20 protein-coding genes and 1 pseudogene are annotated in these 17,755 nt (G+C 56.5%); 10 read left to right on the top strand and 11 right to left on the bottom strand.

Going from position 1 to position 17,755, the window contains the following annotated elements:
• From RHIBUN_RS35845 to RHIBUN_RS0128035, 3 genes are all read left to right on the top strand, one after another.
• Positions 1 to 162, top strand: a 162-nt coding sequence (locus tag RHIBUN_RS35845; RefSeq protein WP_198021187.1) for an ATP-binding protein, incomplete at its 5' end; no start/stop codon positions are given.
• Between the two features lie 126 nt (positions 163 to 288).
• On the top strand, positions 289 to 516 hold the full coding sequence (locus tag RHIBUN_RS0128040) for a response regulator (RefSeq protein ID WP_025662134.1): 228 nt from the start codon (positions 289 to 291) through the stop codon (positions 514 to 516).
• 258 nt (positions 517 to 774) lie between these two features.
• Positions 775 to 1,860 (top strand): hypothetical protein, encoded by a 1,086-nt coding sequence (locus tag RHIBUN_RS0128035; RefSeq protein ID WP_245271742.1) that lies wholly within the window; start codon positions 775 to 777, stop codon positions 1,858 to 1,860.
• Positions 1,861 to 1,997: 137 nt separating this feature from the next.
• Here RHIBUN_RS0128035 and RHIBUN_RS0128030 read toward each other — a convergent pair whose 3' ends face one another.
• The 4 genes and pseudogenes from RHIBUN_RS0128030 to RHIBUN_RS0128015 all read right to left on the bottom strand — a co-directional run bounded on the left by RHIBUN_RS0128030 (position 1,998) and on the right by RHIBUN_RS0128015 (position 5,750).
• On the bottom strand, positions 1,998 to 2,219 hold the full coding sequence (locus RHIBUN_RS0128030; protein WP_025662132.1) for a hypothetical protein: 222 nt from the start codon (positions 2,217 to 2,219) through the stop codon (positions 1,998 to 2,000).
• A 285-nt stretch (positions 2,220 to 2,504) separates the two neighbouring features.
• On the bottom strand, positions 2,505 to 3,815 hold the full coding sequence (locus RHIBUN_RS0128025) for a cation:proton antiporter (protein ID WP_025662131.1): 1,311 nt from the start codon (positions 3,813 to 3,815) through the stop codon (positions 2,505 to 2,507).
• A 3-nt stretch (positions 3,816 to 3,818) separates the two neighbouring features.
• Positions 3,819 to 4,912, bottom strand: a pseudogene (locus RHIBUN_RS34155) (flavodoxin family protein).
• 319 nt (positions 4,913 to 5,231) lie between these two features.
• Positions 5,232 to 5,750, bottom strand: coding sequence for a DUF992 domain-containing protein (locus tag RHIBUN_RS0128015; protein WP_025662130.1), 519 nt, complete (start codon positions 5,748 to 5,750; stop codon positions 5,232 to 5,234).
• Between the two features lie 317 nt (positions 5,751 to 6,067).
• On the opposite strand from RHIBUN_RS0128015, the gene RHIBUN_RS0128005 reads away from it, so the two are divergent.
• Complete coding sequence (locus RHIBUN_RS0128005; protein ID WP_025662129.1) at positions 6,068 to 6,349, top strand: hypothetical protein; 282 nt, start codon at positions 6,068 to 6,070, stop codon at positions 6,347 to 6,349.
• 131 nt (positions 6,350 to 6,480) lie between these two features.
• Here RHIBUN_RS0128005 and RHIBUN_RS0128000 read toward each other — a convergent pair whose 3' ends face one another.
• Positions 6,481 to 7,746 carry a DUF763 domain-containing protein gene (locus RHIBUN_RS0128000; protein ID WP_025662128.1) on the bottom strand — a complete coding sequence of 422 codons (1,266 nt, stop codon included), beginning with the start codon at positions 7,744 to 7,746 and terminating at the stop codon, positions 6,481 to 6,483.
• Between the two features lie 759 nt (positions 7,747 to 8,505).
• Between RHIBUN_RS0128000 and RHIBUN_RS0127990 the strand changes: the two genes are divergently transcribed.
• Entirely contained in the window at positions 8,506 to 8,865 is a 360-nt protein-coding gene (locus tag RHIBUN_RS0127990; RefSeq protein WP_025662126.1) for a hypothetical protein, read from the top strand.
• Positions 8,866 to 9,459: 594 nt separating this feature from the next.
• On the opposite strand, the gene RHIBUN_RS0127980 is transcribed toward RHIBUN_RS0127990, so the two are convergent.
• Both RHIBUN_RS0127980 and RHIBUN_RS0127975 read right to left on the bottom strand, forming a co-directional pair.
• On the bottom strand, positions 9,460 to 10,263 hold the full coding sequence (locus RHIBUN_RS0127980; RefSeq protein WP_025662124.1) for a hypothetical protein: 804 nt from the start codon (positions 10,261 to 10,263) through the stop codon (positions 9,460 to 9,462).
• Positions 10,264 to 10,861: 598 nt separating this feature from the next.
• Positions 10,862 to 11,620, bottom strand: a complete 759-nt coding sequence (locus tag RHIBUN_RS0127975; RefSeq protein WP_025662123.1) for an endonuclease/exonuclease/phosphatase family protein — start codon at positions 11,618 to 11,620, stop codon at positions 10,862 to 10,864.
• Between the two features lie 66 nt (positions 11,621 to 11,686).
• Here RHIBUN_RS0127975 and RHIBUN_RS0127970 point away from each other — a divergent pair, with 66 nt between their 5' ends.
• Positions 11,687 to 12,658 carry a lysylphosphatidylglycerol synthase domain-containing protein gene (locus tag RHIBUN_RS0127970; protein WP_025662122.1) on the top strand — a complete coding sequence of 324 codons (972 nt, stop codon included), beginning with the start codon at positions 11,687 to 11,689 and terminating at the stop codon, positions 12,656 to 12,658.
• Here RHIBUN_RS0127970 and RHIBUN_RS37635 read toward each other — a convergent pair.
• Positions 12,608 to 13,375, bottom strand: a complete 768-nt coding sequence (locus RHIBUN_RS37635; RefSeq protein WP_245271741.1) for a phospholipase D-like domain-containing protein — start codon at positions 13,373 to 13,375, stop codon at positions 12,608 to 12,610. The genes RHIBUN_RS0127970 and RHIBUN_RS37635 overlap by 51 nt on opposite strands.
• Here RHIBUN_RS37635 and RHIBUN_RS37955 point away from each other — a divergent pair.
• The 4 genes from RHIBUN_RS37955 to RHIBUN_RS0127950 all read left to right on the top strand — a co-directional run bounded on the left by RHIBUN_RS37955 (position 13,374) and on the right by RHIBUN_RS0127950 (position 15,825).
• A complete protein-coding gene (locus tag RHIBUN_RS37955; protein ID WP_280949587.1) occupies positions 13,374 to 13,508 on the top strand; it encodes a hypothetical protein in 135 nt (44 codons plus the stop codon). The two genes, RHIBUN_RS37635 and RHIBUN_RS37955, sit on opposite strands and share 2 nt — an antisense overlap.
• Positions 13,509 to 14,434: 926 nt before the next feature.
• Positions 14,435 to 15,046 (top strand): hypothetical protein, encoded by a 612-nt coding sequence (locus RHIBUN_RS0127960; protein WP_245271740.1) that lies wholly within the window; start codon positions 14,435 to 14,437, stop codon positions 15,044 to 15,046.
• Positions 15,047 to 15,119: 73 nt separating this feature from the next.
• Positions 15,120 to 15,281, top strand: a complete 162-nt coding sequence (locus RHIBUN_RS35840; RefSeq protein WP_018859876.1) for a DUF1328 domain-containing protein — start codon at positions 15,120 to 15,122, stop codon at positions 15,279 to 15,281.
• Between the two features lie 121 nt (positions 15,282 to 15,402).
• Positions 15,403 to 15,825 carry a hypothetical protein gene (locus RHIBUN_RS0127950; RefSeq protein ID WP_245271739.1) on the top strand — a complete coding sequence of 141 codons (423 nt, stop codon included), beginning with the start codon at positions 15,403 to 15,405 and terminating at the stop codon, positions 15,823 to 15,825.
• Between the two features lie 24 nt (positions 15,826 to 15,849).
• Here RHIBUN_RS0127950 and RHIBUN_RS0127945 read toward each other — a convergent pair whose 3' ends face one another.
• From RHIBUN_RS0127945 to RHIBUN_RS0127935, 3 genes are all read right to left on the bottom strand, one after another.
• Positions 15,850 to 16,296, bottom strand: a complete 447-nt coding sequence (locus RHIBUN_RS0127945) for a hypothetical protein (protein WP_025662118.1) — start codon at positions 16,294 to 16,296, stop codon at positions 15,850 to 15,852.
• Between the two features lie 28 nt (positions 16,297 to 16,324).
• Positions 16,325 to 16,534, bottom strand: a complete 210-nt coding sequence (locus tag RHIBUN_RS0127940) for a hypothetical protein (protein ID WP_025662117.1) — start codon at positions 16,532 to 16,534, stop codon at positions 16,325 to 16,327.
• Positions 16,535 to 16,704: 170 nt separating this feature from the next.
• Entirely contained in the window at positions 16,705 to 17,205 is a 501-nt protein-coding gene (locus tag RHIBUN_RS0127935) for a sigma-70 family RNA polymerase sigma factor (RefSeq protein ID WP_025662116.1), read from the bottom strand.
• Positions 17,206 to 17,755: the final 550 nt, after the last annotated feature.

Raw genomic sequence — 17,755 nt, 5'->3', positions numbered from 1 at the left:
CGCTCGACAATCATTACCAGTCAGCTTCCGGTATCAGCCTGGCACGAGATCATCGGCAATCCAACCTATGCTGATGCCATCCTCGATCGACTCGTTCATAACGCCCATCGCATCGATCTATCCGGGGAGAGCTTGCGGCGAAATCAGCGCCGGAAATCTTGACTCCTAACGACGATCAACTGACAACAATCACAGCCAGCAGGACCCCAGCCTCAAGGGGGCGAGATCATCCCGGAATCCGGGGGCGCAATCATCTCGGAACAAAGGGGCGGCTTCATCGGAATCGGCATGGTCCTCTTCAAAATCAATCAGATCGACACGCTTTTTACTGATATCGACATGCCGGGCAGCATGGACGGCCTAGGTCTTGTGAAGGCCGTGCGTGCCCGATGGCCCGCAACCAGAATTATCGTGACCTCGGACGCCGTAAGGCTATCTCATCGCGACATGGAAAGCGGCGGAGATTTTATCTCCAAGCCAACCTCCAACACCGAGCTGTTGAAAATGATGGGTTAATCGCCACGATATTCCGTGGTTGGATTTTGAAATATACAGCGAGATGAGAACGGTTTGGTCTTTGGGGGTCGCGAATGCCCTTGACTTCGGTTTCGGTATTGTCGCCTCTTTCACAGAGGCGCGAGATTATCTGGAGGTTTAGACGACCGAACGAGTAGTCGACCTTGACTGCCATTGTCGGTATCTGGTCCGTTCCTTTATATGCCCTTCAAATCTTCTGCCTTCTCCGTACGTTTCGCACTGCGGGAACGCGAAACCTTGAACTATCCGTCTTTTGAAAGCTACAACGGTTCGAGGACGCGCGGTCGAGGTGGGATTGAGATGCGGAGAATGAAAATTAGCCAAACCCTCGCCAGCTTGGCAATTTGCATCAGCGCGGCGGGCAGCAGTGCATTGGCAGACGAGGGTCCCCCGCCCAAATGCCTACAGATTGCATCGGAGGCATTTGAGAATTTCGTGATATCCCCGCTCCATATTTCCCCCTCAGGCGACGGGGCGATTTACGCCGGCCAGTCTCAGACTGATACGCAGCCAGCAATTGCTGATGTGCCGGAAAAGGCACGAAGGTTGCTACTGGAAACGATCGAGTCCGGCAAAGGATGGGCGGCTTACGGCACCAGGACAAATACAGAGAACAAGTTGGAGACGCAGGTTCTTTACGTCTTCGAGGATGGCGATTCTTGTGCGACCTTTCCGAAGGTTCCCGAACGCATCAGCACAATTTACCTGCCGGCGGGAGTGTCTCGATCTCTCCTGTTGTTTTTCCGCCAACCGACAAACGGGGACGACGCGGAACTGCGTTCGCGACTTCAGGCATTCCTGACCAAGACAAACCAAGACCGCCCCGTCACTACCGCGCCACATGCGGTCAAAGGAGCAAGGCTACAAAAGATCGATTCCAGTCAATTCGTCAGCAAATGGAGCAACATCTTTCCGCCAGCAATGCTTGCCAGTCTGGCGCGGTGGCAGGATGCTTGCAACGCGCGTAGCGACGGCTCTAAAACGGATCTCTCCGACAGGTTTATCGACAGGATTGACGTCGACGGGGATGGTGACGAGGATTGGGTTGCGAACGGATACGGCCTTTACTGTATTGGCCCCGATGGGAGCCGCAGACAAATGGCCGGTGACGATAACGGCGCGACGGTCTGGGTATTGCTGTCGGATGGGGAAAAGCTTGGGCTGGCAGCCGAATTGCGCTTTGCCCACGGGGATACAATCCGGCAATACACTGGATATTCGGTCATCGTTTCGAAACTTGGCATCTTTCCGCTGCGTGGCGGTCCGATTGCCGAACCGGTCCAGGTCGTGCCCAAGGGCGGGCGCGTGGCATACAAGCTTTGAAACAGTTTTGTTCTGATCTGCACCGCCGCACACCGGATACCCTGCATTAAGCAATTGCCTCAGGTCATGCCTCCGCGCTGAAGGTCAGTCCGAGAGTTCTGCGCGAACAGAATGCTGCCGTAACCGCAGTAGGTGCACTATCTGCTGTTGATGACGATGTCGTTGCGGATCAGGTCTGACAATTCAGCTTCATCGGTTACCCCAAGTTCGATCCACTGGAGCAGGCTTTTTGCCTTTCGGCCCGCTTCAACACTTCCCCTTGGATAATCGTTCTCTTCGCACCAGCATTGCAGGATGCGATCAATCATGTCGGTCACTCTCGATATCAACACCGGTTTCGCCAGCTCAATCCGCCGCATCTTCCCCCCCTACCCGAATGAGGTCAAGCCTAGAAGGGCCGGCGGTAGGAAGGCAATGCGCGATATATGAGATTTCTCTTATGTGACGGTGGTTGAAGCCGGCCTGTTGTAAAACGGCCATAGTAGTCAAGTGTTTAGACCATTGGGACGATGCCGAACGCAAACCAATCCTGGCCCCTCCTGACACGCAGTACGCACTGTGCAGAGTTTGCACGCCTCGGCTAATCTGCCCTCACGGGGCAATCGCGAGTGCGGCCCGAAGTGAGAGGGGATTGAGTCACGAGTTCATACGCCGCCCGATCCTTGTCCTCGCTCGAGTGAATTGCGCCCCATTGCGGGCATTCCACCGATGCGCCGGGCCGGGTCCACGCCGCGGCGCCGGTCGATCCATTTCATTACCGGCGTTACCGATACCCCGTGAAGTACAATCGATACGAGAATGATCAGGAAGACAGTCGACCAGACGGTCTCGATAGCCTGGAACTGCATCTTTCCGGAGGCGTAGGCGAGATAGTAGATCGAACCAAGACCACGGATGCCGAAGACAGCGATGATCAACTTCTCAGCCGTGGGGTGTGGGCAGCCAAGCATGGAAATCCAGCCGCATAGAGGACGCACCACGGCCAGGACCAGACCCGCGACCACCACCACCCGCCAATCTACGAAGGAGATCAGCTTTCCCTCCGCCACCGCCGACCCGAAGCAAACGAGCAGCAACATCATTAAAAGCCGTTCTATCTGCTCTCCAAAATCGTGCAATTCCTCATGATAGTCGCTGCCGCGCTCGATTGAACGAAAGGTAAGTGCGGTTATGAAGACGGCCACAAATCCGTAGCCGTGAACGAGTTCCGTTGCAGCGTACGACACACAGGTAAAGCCGAGCGCAGCCAACCCGTCGCCGGTTTTGGCGAGCCGGCCAGCTTCAGGGGCCCTGAAAGTGAGGAAGCCGAGGAGGCGACCGACGGCCCAGCCAACGGCCACGCCGGCGGCAAGCCGCCATACGACGTCCACCACGAACCACCGAGCTGTCCAGCCCCAGTCACCGCCACTTGCCGCGATGGCGATCGCGGCCATGACAAACGGAAAACTCAGTCCATCATTCAGTCCGGCTTCGGAGGTCAGTGCGAAACGGATGTCATCATTTTCTCCGGTCTTCGGAGGACCAACCTGCACATCAGCCGCAAGTACCGGATCGGTCGGCGCAAGCGCCGCCCCCAAAAGGAGGGCGGATGCCAGGCCAAGGCCCAGAATGCTCCAGCCGAGGAACGCAATGGCGCCTATCGACAAGGGCATCGCCAGTCCGAGCAGACGCCATGTAGTCATCCACCGCCGCCATCCAAGCGGTCGGTCGATCTTCAATCCGGCGCCCATCAACGCGACGATCACGACCAATTCCGTGAAATGCTCGGTCCATACCGCGTTCTCCAGGGGGTTCATACGCGGAAGTGGAGAAATGGGGGACCATGCAAACAAAATTCCGATGCCAATGCAGCAGATGGGCAAGGACAGCGGAATGCGCCGGAGAACGAGTGGAAGCCACGCGGTCAAAAGCACGACGGCACCAAACAGAAGCAGCGTCACGGCGTAAGAGTTCACGTCCTATTTCTCCCGCGCCTGCTTCAACCGCGAGCCGGCGGCGATCTGCTGGCCTTGCCTCTTCGCAACAACGGCTTCCGAAAGAGTCCGTGCGGCATTGCGAACCTCCTCTTGGAACGCCTGGTCGTTTTCGTAGGCGACGTGACTTGTTGCATAGGGCTCCCAGTAGCCGATGTAGCGGTCGACCTCAGCAAGGGGGCCGGCTGGAACAAGCGCCATCGATTTCAACCAGTCGGAAACACTGCGGCGGACACCTTCTGCGCCCTCGGTGTCTCCGTGGACGATCACAGAGAAAATGCGCCCTTCGAGATGGCGAGGGTAGTGCCAACCCTTCATCTCGATCTCCTTGGCCTCCTTTGCATGTTTTCCATGGGTCGTCGTGGGATCCGGGTTGCCTCCGTCTGCGCAGACAAGTCGGTCGATCATCAGCTTGAGAGGGGATGAGGTCTGATACCAATTGACAGGCGTCACGATCCTGACCCCATGGGCCTCGACCCACAGTGGATAGATCTCGTTCATCCAGTCATGAACCTGTCCGAGCGAATAGTTCGGATAACAGGAGCACGGCCAATGACAAAATGCGGCAGACGTCGAGAAGCAAGCTTTGCAGGGATGGATCTGACGACCATACTCGGATGCAAGGCGACTAAGGTCCAAAACATTGATGCTCGCCATCGGGTTTTGCTCCAGCACCGACTGCGCCGTCTGGATCATGCGAAAACTCTTGGAGACTTCGCCAGGACAAGTATGCTCGCTACGGGATGAGCCGTTGATGAGGAGCAGTCGATCTGGCCCGTTCTGATCATCGTGCCGGCGCTTGGCTTCGTGAATGGCTTGGCGGGCATCAAGCCAATCGGCGGCGAGATCATAGTCCGATCCGCAAACTCGGCGCCGGCCTTGCGGGTTCTCGGACTCTTGCGTGAATTTTTGTAAGCGTCCCAAGCCGCAGCACTGATCTTTGTGAGTTCCGGTGTGAGAGGCTCGTAAGCCGGATCCTGGAACTGATTGAGGAAGCGACGCCTGAACTCGCCTTCATCAAGGCGTGGGCTTGGACTGCCTTTTCTTGCTTCAAGATCGGCCGAAGATATGTTTGACATTCGTGAACTCCTTGACCTCAAGCAACAACGTCACTTCAAACCCGGAGTTCCTGAGGTTTAATTTTGAAAAGCTTGTCATGCTTGTGTCTACGCTCGCCGTTGATTGCATGTTGGCAAGTCGCGCAGCCCGGTCCGCTCACTTAGGTGATCGCCCCTTTGGCGAACCATTAATCCGCTTGCGGCGTATCCGCGAATTCCCGCTTTCGTTAAGCGCCCTATGCTGGAAGCTCCGATGCCATGGCCTGGCGGCGCCGGGCGTCGCCAGGTTGTGACACATGTCGGTTCGGAGGATGACTCTGGCTTTCCGCACCCATTCCGATCAACGAACTGGAGACAGCTGCAATCGCGAGACACCAGCCGCAACGTTCAGCCCGGTTCCGCTCTGTGCGCTGACAGGCTGAAGCGCAAAGTTTTCGGCATTGCCCCCGACAAGAGCATTGGCACCAAGGCCAACACCGATTGCCGCGTTCGCGGACGCACCGACATACGTACCGGCGAGATCGCCTTCACCGACACGCGTCGGCTTTGTATTGACGACAACCCAACTCAAATAGGACTTGCCGCTTACGCCGATATCGAGACCAAGCTTGCCCATCGATCCGGCATAATGCTCAACCCAGCCGCCTTGCTGGCGAAATCGGCAGTTGATCGCCCGGTTCGATCCGATAACCATTCCCACCCCTCCGGCGACCTCGCACGACAGCGTGCCCAGTCTCTGGCGCGGTTCTTTCACGATGACTACTTTTTGCGCGGGCTGCGTCTTATGCATCGTTGCTGACCAGCCGCTCGTAGGAATTGTAAAAGCCACGGCTGCGATGGCTAGGATAAGGTTTTTCATCTCGGGTTCCTCTCAATTGTTAATCCTCATGGTGTTGGACCTAACCGATCCCGAGGGCATAGGTTCCGTCCTCGTCTCTGCGAAGCGTTGCGATCCGGATGGAACGCGGACGAGCGCGCGCGTCCATCGAGTTCTTCAACTTAGGACGAAGCTGGGGGAACGGGGCAGGGCTGGCCGGCCGTCGCAGACCCGTGCGACCAGCGCTTGTCAGCTATGATTTGCATTGCCGAAGCGGGGCCCCCACCTTTCTAGCGATCAGATGACTTCACCGTGAAAAACCGCCGCGAACTTAAAGCTGTTCGTGCGAGGAGGCTGTCATGAATGCGATTTCCAAGAGACTGGACGAGATGACCCTCGTTGAAAGAACCAACTTGCTGGAGACGGTCGCCGACGCTTTGGAAGCGAGCGCAGACGAAGCTGAAACCTTGGGCGATGCCCGATTCGTGACCAATTCCACATGCCTGGCCTCAACAATCCGCGGGATGTGCGGCGATCTTGCTCTACGGGATTTCCAAGCTGCCGAACTTCTATTGGAGCAGGGCATGCTGCTCGTGTACCAGTTTTCCAACAGGAAGGGCGCCCGCCCATACCTTAACTGACCCTCCGAGAATCTGCATTTGAGCAAGACGGACAGTGAGCTGCTAGGTCCAAGGAAGGTTGACGGTATCGGTTCAGGGTGCGTGAGGCCAGGTTTTCGTCGCTTCTCGAAACAGGGGAGATACCCCCATCATCAGGGCTTGCGGCCCAAGCGCTCTGTCTCTTCCCGTGCCGGCTGCTCCCATCCGAATACACTACGGCCGCCCCGTTCGTGCGACCGCAAGAATTCGCCGGCGACGATCTCCTTCAGATCTGGGCCCGTAACATAGCGTTCCAGTTGCCGCGACTGATCGTCGAGTCGCCGCAAAGCCTGTAATTCCTCTTCTCGACCAAGTTTCGCCCGGCCGACGGCCGACCTCATTACCTTGATTGTTTCGTCATAAACTTTGATCGGCACAGGGAAAGGATGGCGGTCCTTTCCGCCATGGGCGAGCGAGAAGCGGGCGGGGTCCGAGAAACGACATGGCGCGCCGTGAACAACCTCGGCCACCATTGCTAGGGCATTCACTGTCCGTGCACCGATTCCCGGAATTAGAAGTAGATTTTCAAAATCCTTTGGGCCGCGGTCGGCCGCTGCAGCCAGTGCCCCATGCAGGCGTTTCATGTCGACGTCCTTCTCACGCACGTCGTGATGGGATGGCATGATCAGGTGGGGCAGCAGTGGCTGGGCGGCATTTTTCATTTCCCGCGCCGGTTCAAGCGCGATGACCTCCCGCAGGATTTTGTCTGGCCCCAACGCGCCCAGCAAATCAAGCTGACCTCTTCTCGAGCTTTCCGCTCGATGGTCAGCGAGATTGACAATATTCCCCTGTCCGCGTCCTTCGATCGCTGAATGCGGAGAATCCACAAAGCTTCTGAGACCCTCCGAATGCCAGTGATACCGTCGTGCCTGCCTTTCGCCGCCGTTCATGCCTTGCTGGACCACGACCCACTTACCGTCATCAGTGACAATGAAGCCGTGCAGGTAAAGATCGAAACCATCCTGGACCGCGGCGCTATCAACTTTGGCGACCAGCCTGCTGGTGCGCGCAAGAGCGGCGCCATCAATTCCCACGCGATTGCCGATGGCCATCAGCTCGTCAGGCGTCTGCCTAGAATGCCTGCCGCGGCCGCCGCAGACATGAATGCCGAGTTCGCCGGCCATCGGATTAAGGCCCCGCTTCAACGCTCCGATGACACTTGTCGTGATGCCGGACGAATGCCAATCCATGCCCATGACTGCACCGAAAGACTGGAACCAGAACGGGTGTGCCATGCGGCTGAGCAATTCGTCGCGACCGTAGTGAATGACGATTGCCTCGGTGATGACCGCACCGAGCCGTGTCATGCGCTCACCCAGCCATCGTGGGACGCGGCCACCATGAAGAGGAAGATCGGCGCTGCCGGCTCGTTGGACCATGCAAAGCTTATAAAGCGGTTTGACACACCGAGACAACAATTAAGTTCTTGAAGCGCCGCCCTGCCTTTGACCCAAACCACAGGATGGCAATGATCAGGCCGAGCGCCCCAACCATTGGTGATGCCAGAACGATAAAGAGCATGTCCCACCTATGCTCGGTGGCAGTCTGACGTATTGAATGTAGCGCATTTGTCCATCTGCAGGATTCCTATCCACACGCCCGCAGCGGCTGCTCCGGCTCCGAGGGAAGGGAGCATTGCGACTACACTGGCGAGAATTGCCGCTCGATAAAGTAGCCACCGCTTGGAGAGCTTGTCGTAGCTGGGTGCGAGAACCAATGCCCACAGGGAGCCCACAAGATACAACCCCCACATCGCTACTAGGATTTTAGCTTGCGTCTCTGACATCGCGCCCCCCAAATGGTTTCTGGCATAGTTTCACAATTAGATTTCCGTGTCACCGCGACTGCCTTAGCGGAGATGAGGTCATTTCAAGTAATCGCCTTTCAGTTGAAATCAGCTGATGGATATGATCTGCTTTCCACGTGGCTGATACAGGTCATCGGGGATGATTTGCTTAGGAAAATTGGACCCCTGCCTGCTGCCTGCGCTCTGCAATTGTGCGCAATGACATACCTTATGACGCCATGAGCGCTTTAACAGTGCTTTTTGAGCCTTCGGCGCGGTAGCTGCACGTAGCGATGCGATTGACCCTGGCTCAAGTTTTTTTCGGATCGCTGAAGGGTGGAGGAGGAAGCAATTGTCTCGGGCCTGGCGTGATTTGACCCCCGGCGAGCGTTCCCTGATGGACTTATTACTCACAAAGCAGTTTCCTGGCGTAGAAGTGTTACGCGGTCAGCTGGAAACAGCGAGAGTATCTCGGATCGACGCCGAAGGAAGCCTCCAATTCAGGGTGCGCGGTCTACTTGCCGAGGTGCAGGAGCGCGTCCCCACGGAGGGATACTACTTCGACGCGGATGTGGACTATCGCCCTGCAGTGAATGTCCTTCTACATGTGGTGGACGGCAAGCTACACGAACTGGAAGTCCATAAAGATGACGGCTCGCCGATTCAGGTGTCGCTCGACACGTTGGACATAAGCCGCTTCCATATCCTGTAAGCGTTAAACCGATCAGAGCGATAGGTCCTGACAGCAGCCTTATATAGTCGGCATTAACGCAACTAGCTTGTGGGATCTAGCGCGCCGCGAGATGAAACGGCTGCCTTGACAAGAGCTTGGATCGCGGCATCATCGTGATCCGCCATTACCTGCGGCCTCCACCGGGTTTGGTTCTTCGCCACGGCAGGTGCTTCCACCGGATTTACAACTGCACCGCGTTCAATCACCGCGCTCGTCAGCTTGCGAGCATAACCGCTTTCGCCCAAACGACCGGCACGATTGCGCTCGGGGTTCCGAGAACGTTGAATCGCTCGCAGTCAACGCAGACCGCAATGTCAAAACATTCCCCAGAAGCCGCCGCCGCCGAGCCTCGCCTTCGTCACTACGTACCAGATTTAAAGCGGCGGCGATCCACGGCCCCGTTTGGCTATCGTTCGCGTTCTAAGCGGAATATCCAGTCGGTCCAAGGCGAGACTCCCAGGGGAGAGATTAAAGTGTCGCCGTCGGCGTCGACGCCGTCAAGTCAGATGAGGCCTTCACTGATCGACACGGCGGCTCCTGGGTGGTCCGTTCACAGGTAATGGCCATCTAAAACTAAGGCGTCCTGTAGGCATCCAGCTCGGCATGTAAGGTCGCGGGGCTTGCCTCGGCAGCGGCCACGTCGTCAGCAATCAAACGGAAAAGCGGTGTCTGGTCGCTCGGGGTGCGGGTCTCCAGATGCTGTGCGATGTATTTAATCGCGCCAATCGTTTCGGTGAACCGGTTGTGCAGGACGGGTTCATGGTGAGCGAGCCGGTTGCGTGACTGATAGACGATCTCAAGATTGTCGGCCACATCTGAGCGTTTGACGCGCTTATTCGGGAACGTCTTCTTCAATGTCGGCCGCCAAAGCGAATGCTCGTAGTCCGGCCCGCATAGACGCTTCCAGATGTAGAATGTCAGCTCCGCGATGATCTTTCCGTCGGTGACTTGAATATGCGCTCTACGCTTCTTTGATCGTAGATTGTGCGGGAGGTTCGCAGGTCTGCCCTTTGGAAACGCCAAAGCATCGAGCGCGTGCTTGTCGGCCTGTGAGAGCTTCGAGTATTCAGCGCGACGGGCGCTATCGAGGGCCGCCGTGATCTTTTTCTGCTCACTCTCCCTCCATTCGAAGGGTGGGGGAGGGCTCAAGAGCCAGCCCGCCTGGCCGAAGTGCTGTCCAAGATTGTCGCAGATCGAGTTTCTCAATGCGATCTCGATAGCGGCGATGATGTTCATCAGATCAGCGCCAAGGCGGAGAGTTTTCTGGTGAAACTCTATTGCGGCTTTCGAATTGCCGGTGAGCTGGTGGAGCTTGCCAAGGCGCTCCGGGGATAGAAGTTTGCTGATCTCAGCGAGATCGGTATCCTCAATCGGCAAGTTGACGCTCCCAGCATTTCTACATATAATCAGCCCCGAAAAGTCGAGAAACGATTGGCAGTTTGCCTTCGGGCATTACGAATCCTCGACTTCCCAGACACGGAAAAAGGCGCTCTTGGGCGTCTTTTTTCGTTTCAGGTATACATCTATGGTTCCAACGCTGAGAAAAACAAGTCCCGGTAGTGACGAACCGGGATCACAGAGCTGGGCAAAGAGTGAAAGGGAAGCCAAGGCGAGCGATACTTCTCCATTTTCAGCCGATTGTGTGTATCCAGCCTTGGATCCGCTTTCGCATCTCTATTACAATTCTACGCCGTATTCTCGGCCCTCTATGGCCATTATTCGACACCGTGATCGACCGCCGTAATGGGCAATACAAAGTGTCGATAAGAGACGGAGATATCACCGCGGAGCGTGTATTTTCTTCCGAAGAACCGCTGAACAGTTTAGGCAAGATGCCTTCAACAGCCTGAAGACGAAGTACGCCAGAAAGGGGCTGCGAACCTGCTCTAGGTTCGGTGAGCCTCAAACAAGTAGCGTCCTTCCAACAGGACCGCAGGCGAGATCCACTCGCTATTCGATCCCAAGCCTGGCAGCCTCATTCGATGCCAAAACCTACCAACAGCGGCAGGTGATCCGAGGCTCGACGTGCAAGCAGATCGGATACAATTGACGACGACCTTACCCGGATTTCCTGCGATACCAAGACATGGTCGATACGCAACAGGGGATAGCGCGACGGGAATGTCGGTCTAGGCTTTGTGCCTGTCAATAATTGCGCGTCGCGAAGGTGCGTTAACAGCCGTTTGTAGGCGGAAGTCGAGGGCGTGGCATTCAGATCTCCGCAGACGATTGACGGCGAGGAACGAAACTCAGCATGTCCAATCCACTCGTCGCCGAGCAATGCCGCGACCTGCCGGATACGGTCGCGGTTGCGAAGCCCGAGATGCGTATTGAGTACGTTGAGCGGTTCCCCGTGAACATCGACCTGCACCCAGATTGCGCCGCGCGTTTCGCCGATCGAGGGAAGGGCTGCAGCCCTTATCAGACGCGTGGGCAGTGCTGTCAGAATGGCGTCGCCATAGCGTTCTTCCTCGACATGCAGTGCCGGGTGAAAGTGGGCGTTCATCTTTAGCAGCGTTGCAATAGTCGCCGCCTGGTCGACACCGCCGGTTCTTTTTCGGCCGACGTCCAGCTCCTGGAGCGCAATGATGTCTGCTTGAGATTGCGCAATGACATCCGCAATCCGGTTCAGGTCAATCCTGCGGTCCGTCCCGATACAGCTGTGAACGTTGTAGGTGAGAATCTTGATCTCGCGTTGGTCGCGTGGGGGGCAGGAGGGTGGTGGTGTAGCCATTCAGCGGGAACCCGTCTCGCCCAATTTCGTTCCCAAAGACAAAGACATCAAACGGACGGATCCTTCATGTCGGCAAGGCGCATCCTTTTCAATATTTTCCTCGTTTTCGGCCTGCTGCTTGCGGCTTACCTGCTCTACAAGGTCTTTAGCCGGTATAGCTTTGACGAGATCCTGGAATCGATTAACCAGATTCCCCGCTGGCGTCTGGTTTCAGGCGTCGCATTTTGTGCTCTTTCCTATCTTTGCCTAACGGGCTTCGATTGGATGGCCTTGCGATATGTTGGCCGGCCGCTGGCCTATCCGAAAGCAGCGATTGCCTCCTTCACCGCACTTGCGATCGGCCATAATCTTGGAGTGGCCGCCCTAAGCAGCGGCGCCGTTCGATATCGCTACTACACACGATGGGGGCTGAACGCCGAGGAGGTCGCCAAAGTCGTCTTGTTTTGCGGGGTAACGGTCATGCTCGGGCTGTCTGCACTCGGAGGCATAGTCTGTCTCGTAAATCCAACAGATGTCAGCAAACTGTTGGGTGTGAGCAGCAGCAATCCCTTCTGGATCGGTCTCGGCGTACTGTCATTGCCGGTAGCCTACGTCGTTCTTTCCGCCATAGTGCGCTCGCCATTGCGGCTCTGGAAATGGCGTTTCACAATGCCGAACATCAGACTTGCAATTGGACAGATCGCGATTGGCACGCTTAACTTCACCTTCGTTGCCGCCTGTCTGCATCAGGTCCTGGCAAGCGAGGCGCCGGTGAGCTTCGTCCAAAGCGCAACGGCGTTCGTCCTCGCCAACGTGGCCATTCTTGTCGCTCACGTGCCGGGCGGCCTCGGTGTGCTGGAGGCCACAGTCACGACCGTGCTTCCAGGCGCTGCGTCGATCGGGGGGCTCGTGGCATTCCGCGTGATTTATTTCCTGGTGCCGTTGCTGTTGGGATTGCCCGTCTTCGCGATCAGCGAGTTGATAACCCGCAACGCGAAAAAGAAGCGGCTAGACAAGGGTCGCGAGAAACCGTCCGAGCCTCAAGCGCAACTTCTGTAGTGGCCAATAAGGTCGCCGGGGATCGACAAATGCGGACCCCGGCAAGAGGCCCGTCTCGCTGCAATCAGGATCAACCTCGTACTCTCTCAAGCCACGCTCCCGGGTGTTCAGCGCAGCAATAGCTCCAAGCATTGATCGCGACTTCTCTACCTCACGGACCTCGGCAGCGGTCGCGCTCAGGTGCTCGGCGATGAGGCGGTGGCGAAGTGACGTAATGGCCTCCTGGTGGGCAGCGCAATCGGCTTCGAGTGCGAGATCGCACTCCGTATCCAGGCCTTCTGAACGATTGTTGAGGTTGGAGGATCCCACGCGTACGAAGCGATCGTCGATGATAATGAGCTTCGAATGAACAGTGATTTCCTTCTCGCCGCCATTGTCGTCAGACGTGACGGCATACATCACCTTCAGTCGATCGAACCGATCGGCGCGCTTCAGACGTCGTATCAGGCGGTCGCGGTTGCTGCCCATGGCGAACTTCTCTATCCAACCGTGCGAGGTCTTTGTGACGATGACCGCGATCTCAGGCCCGTTCGGCTCCTTCAATCGCCTTGCAAGCGCCCGGCCGACGCCGGCGGACGCAAGATATTGAGTTTCGACATAGATATATCTCTTGGCTGCGCCAATGGCATCGCGCGTGAGCCGACGTGCCTCATAGCGTCCACGCTTGCCAATGAGGCCAGGTTCGGTCAGGGCGATGGCCGCGGGAGCTTGAACCATGTCGGCCACCAAAGCTGGTCGGATGATCGTCGCATCGATCTCGGAAGACACATTCTCGCTGGTTGCCCTCTTCCAACGTCGTCTGGCCACATCACGGATCATTCCCGCTACCTCACCCGAAACCAGGCATTGAACATCGTGAACAGGCGGGTAGGGAGTACCGTCAGGCGAGAGTCTTAGAGGATTTGCACTCCGGTGGTCGGATTCGTCCCACCGTCTGGCTGTCAGGTCGATGCCACCCATGAAGGCGACACTTCCGTCAATTGAAACGAGCTTCTGGTGGTGGCAAGCACGCAGTGGATGTTTAAAATCGAAAGTCAATGAGATCTGCGGATGTCTGGATATTGGGCTCTGTCCAAACAGCCGCAGTGACTTGCCCGAATAGATTGGCCCCATCCCCCAAACCAGAATTCTGACCCTTAGTTGCGGAAGGTTATCCACCAGCGACAAGAGACGTTCGCCAAGTGTTTCAGTACCGGAATGGGGTCGCAGGCGAATATCCGGGTTAAAATCCCAACCAATGATCCAGATCTCGCGCTGCGCTCGCCCAAGCGCGTCGTCGAGAGCAGAAAAATATGCGTCGCCGTCGATCAGAAATGTAGCCTCATCAGCAACCCCAGCGCGCCAGGCGTTGCGTCCGCGGCGGACGATACTTCGTACAGGCTTTTGACCTGCCAAACGGCTTAGAGAAGGGAAGACAGCCCGGAAGCGATCCGGAGTGGGGGCATTGTCTGCCGATCGATACTCGTGCATTTGGCGCTGTTTTTCCTGTAACTTCGTGGCGATTTCGATGTCTCGCGAAACGCGCGCGGCGAGCGGCCTGTTCCAGATCCGTCCAAAAAAAATCGTTGCCAGCTCAATACGATCGCAGCGGGTCCGCCAGCCCATGTCCCAAACGTGCACCGTCCAACGCCGCGAAGGCGACGGCACGCCGGTCCCAATTTGTCGATAACTAGCAACGGTTGCTCGCTCGATGATAGAGACGAAACGGCGCCATCTCGCCGAGATTCACGACGTCCATTCCTCACCTGCGGGCCGGCAACAGTGGATTACTGTCAGTTGTCGCCTGACCGTTTTGACAGCGACGCCACGCTCATGCCGAAATTGCCTGTTGTTGGTATTTCGTGGACCAAAGGGCGCAATATGGAATTTATCAATCGTTTCGTTGACCAGCCGATGCTTCAGGGGGCGTCGCGGGCACTCCAGATCTGGCATGAGAAAAGCCGGCGCTCCCCGGACGAGCTCGGTCCTGCTTGGGAGCTCATCGTGATTTCGTGCCTGATTGCCGCGAGTTGCTGGTTCCTCTCAGGAACCGGATGGTTGATTGCGGCAAGTACCTTGATGCTTCTTTCATTGCGCCCCGCATGGACACTTCTGGCAGGACCGAAGCGCGGTGAGTACGATGCACGCGCCTATCGCGCAAGGGCGGCCCTTGCAATCAGGAAGCGAGAAACCGAGTGGTCTGTGCGGATGCTTGTGCTCCTGATTTCTGTCTGCCTGCCAATGATTGCTCGCGCAGGCGATCAATCTGGAGAATTGTTCGTCCTCGGAGCAGGTGTCTGGTTCGTTTTGACTGTTCCAGTAAATGCATATCTGGCCGCCGCTGAGCCGCCGAAGCCCAATGATGGGGACTTCGCGTTCACCAGGAACCGCGCGCTGGCAGCTGTCTGAGCCACTACTGCCCGGCCTCGGAACCAATTGCCTCTCGCTCCGTTTTCCTCTCGTCAAAATGACGGAGGTTGAAATGCTTTACTACGCTCTTGTATTTTTGGTGGTCGCATTGATTGCCGGTGTACTTGGTTTCGGCGGTATCGCTGGAGCTTCCGCATCGATCGCTCAGATTCTGTTCTTCATCTTTCTGGTGCTTTTTGTCGTCTCAATCGCAATGCGTGTGATGAAGCGATGAGGAATTCGTTGGAATGAGCCTCGCTCGGTGGCGGAAATCCGCCGCCGTGTCTCGTCGTGTGAGACAGGGAGGACAAGTCTCCGGCTTCGCGATGACGCGCGGGAAATTTGGAGAGAGTAGGATGAATGCCGACACTACTGGACGCCCGGTCGAGTTCGACACCGACGATGAATTACAGGAGCACTTGGCTTTGCTGGAGGCCGATGCTTTCGCGGAGGATCGAGTGGTACCTGATGCGCTTTCGCGGCGAACGCTTGAGGACGTTCACGCGGATTTTTTAGCAGTAAAGGATGAAGTTGAGCATCTTCGTGCGAGGCTTTCGGTTGTTACACAGCAAGCTGAGACTGTAATCCGTTCACGTGCCGAATGGGCGGATGCGAGCGCCCATGCGCAACTCGGTGATTACCCATGGCTGAAACTGGCGGGAGCAATGGCCGGTACCTATGTCCTGGCAAGCCTTGTTCGCACGATACCGCTCGGTTCAGCATTCACCGCTGCCCTGCCGCTTGTGGCAGCAGCCATTCAGCGCAGGACCGAAGGATAAGGGCCTCCGACAGCAGACGGAAGTTCAGGTCTGAGTCGATATGATTGTGTTCACCGAAACGTTTCCGCCTAGTACACCACGTTTCAGGTCCGAACGTCCCCGCTCGAGTTCGATAACCGTATAGAGCTTGTCGTCTCGAAAGGCGCTTGCGTTCGACGTGGTGACATCCTCAGCGGGAGCGGCGTCAACCTCCATGAAATCAAGTTCCCGGCTCGCTGCCACAATACGCGCATCGCCAGCGGTTCGGGCGGCAACGATGACAATACCGTGGTTAGTGGCATTGTCCCACCGCGGATCATCTGGTGCGGCGATCGGTTCAAGCCGATAGACATTCAAGGGCTCGTCCGGTGAGTACGTCTCGACTGCCGCAGCATCACGGATCTGTGCCTTACTCTCCGTCGAGCGACCAAAGGTCGTTCGACTGGTTGCGTTATTGAATTCGTCCTGGCCCGTTTTGACGACGTTCGACATAGCTCGTTCTCCGTAACTGCGCCTTTTGCTAACCTTGATCGTTGTCTTGCTTCACTTCAGAAATGTCGTAGTTGATGTTCCAGTCCTTGATCTTTTTGCCACCAGGGACCTTGTTCACAGTGGCATCCTCCGATCCGGTAACCACTGTGGGCTTGGCACTTTCAACTCCGTCGCTTTCGCGCTTTGCTTGCGATGGAGCGAAGGCACCCTTCGCGTCTCTCGCGGTTCTCGATTTCATGATTTCCTCCATTCTCAGTCTTGAACCGACGGGACCCGACTTGGTTCCCTGGATATTGCTGGCAATGGAAGGGTGCCAATCGCGGCTAAAAAGATTTCGGTTTGGAAATCTGCAACCGACGGCTTTGATCCATCACAAGTGTGAGGACGGCGACTACAGATCAGAGGGGTTTAGCCCGGTACTTCAAGCTCGATCATGAGATGCCGACGCGCTCGATTGACACGGCTCTTGATAGTGCCGATCGGGCAATGGAAGTGATCAGCCGCCTCCTCGTAGCTGCGCCCATCAATGAAAATGAACTCAAAAGTGCTGCGGTACTTGGGCGGCAGGCTTGCACATGCCACCTCAAGCTCATGACCGCGAACCCTCCACTCCTGTTCGGGCGCGACGGCTCGCCTTAGCGACAAACCGTCCGCTATCCCAACGGTCTCTCGTTTCGCAATCCGATACCGTGTGCAAAAACTGTTGCGCATAATCGTGAAGAGCCACGATTTCAGTCGCGTCCCCTCCTTGAAATGATCAAGGTTCGACAGAGCCTTAACAAGTGTTTCCTGTACAAGGTCATCTGCGTCGTTGGGATGCCGATAGAAAGTACGGGCAAACGCTCGTAGTGCCGGAATGAGCGCGGCAACTTCCTCACTCATCGAGCCGGGAGAAATGGGTGCGGTCATTATCTCTTCCCCGCAACGGATACTCGAAGGAAAACCTCAAATTAGTGTTTGGTTCCAGGAAAACCGAATTGGTGCGATACCGCACGCTCGGGGCCGACGCCGGTCATATCGGAGGGCCACTGTTACCGTCCGTTACCGTACGCGACTTCATGATTGACCTCTAATATATCGAAGTTACGATGGCTCCCGACCAAGCAACGGGAGAATGAATTTGACCTTCATGCGATGGCTTCGGGATGCGGATATGGCGATGCTCTCACGCTCAGTTCAGACCTGGTACAAGCATTTTGACGCCAAACCGGATGAAAGAGCTTCCGAGGTACTTTGCGGAGCGGCCATAGATCTCTTTCACCAGGGCCATAACACCCAGGATGAACTGGCTACCCTTCTGATTTCTCGATATCCAGGCCCTGAGGCGGTCCTGATCAACGCCCCTACTTCGGCGTCCGTACACTGAGAACCTCTGTCGCAAAATTCTTGCCCTGGGTTTAAGAAGCACCGCACCTTCTCTCAGTATTCACGATGCTATGCCGACATTGATCGCGCGGGT

Source organism: Rhizobium sp. IBUN, from assembly GCF_000510625.1.
Taxonomy (GTDB): Bacteria; Pseudomonadota; Alphaproteobacteria; order Rhizobiales; family Rhizobiaceae; genus Rhizobium; species Rhizobium altiplani.
Note: the sequence above shows the minus strand (reverse complement) of the source record. Positions and strands in the feature narration are given on the sequence as shown.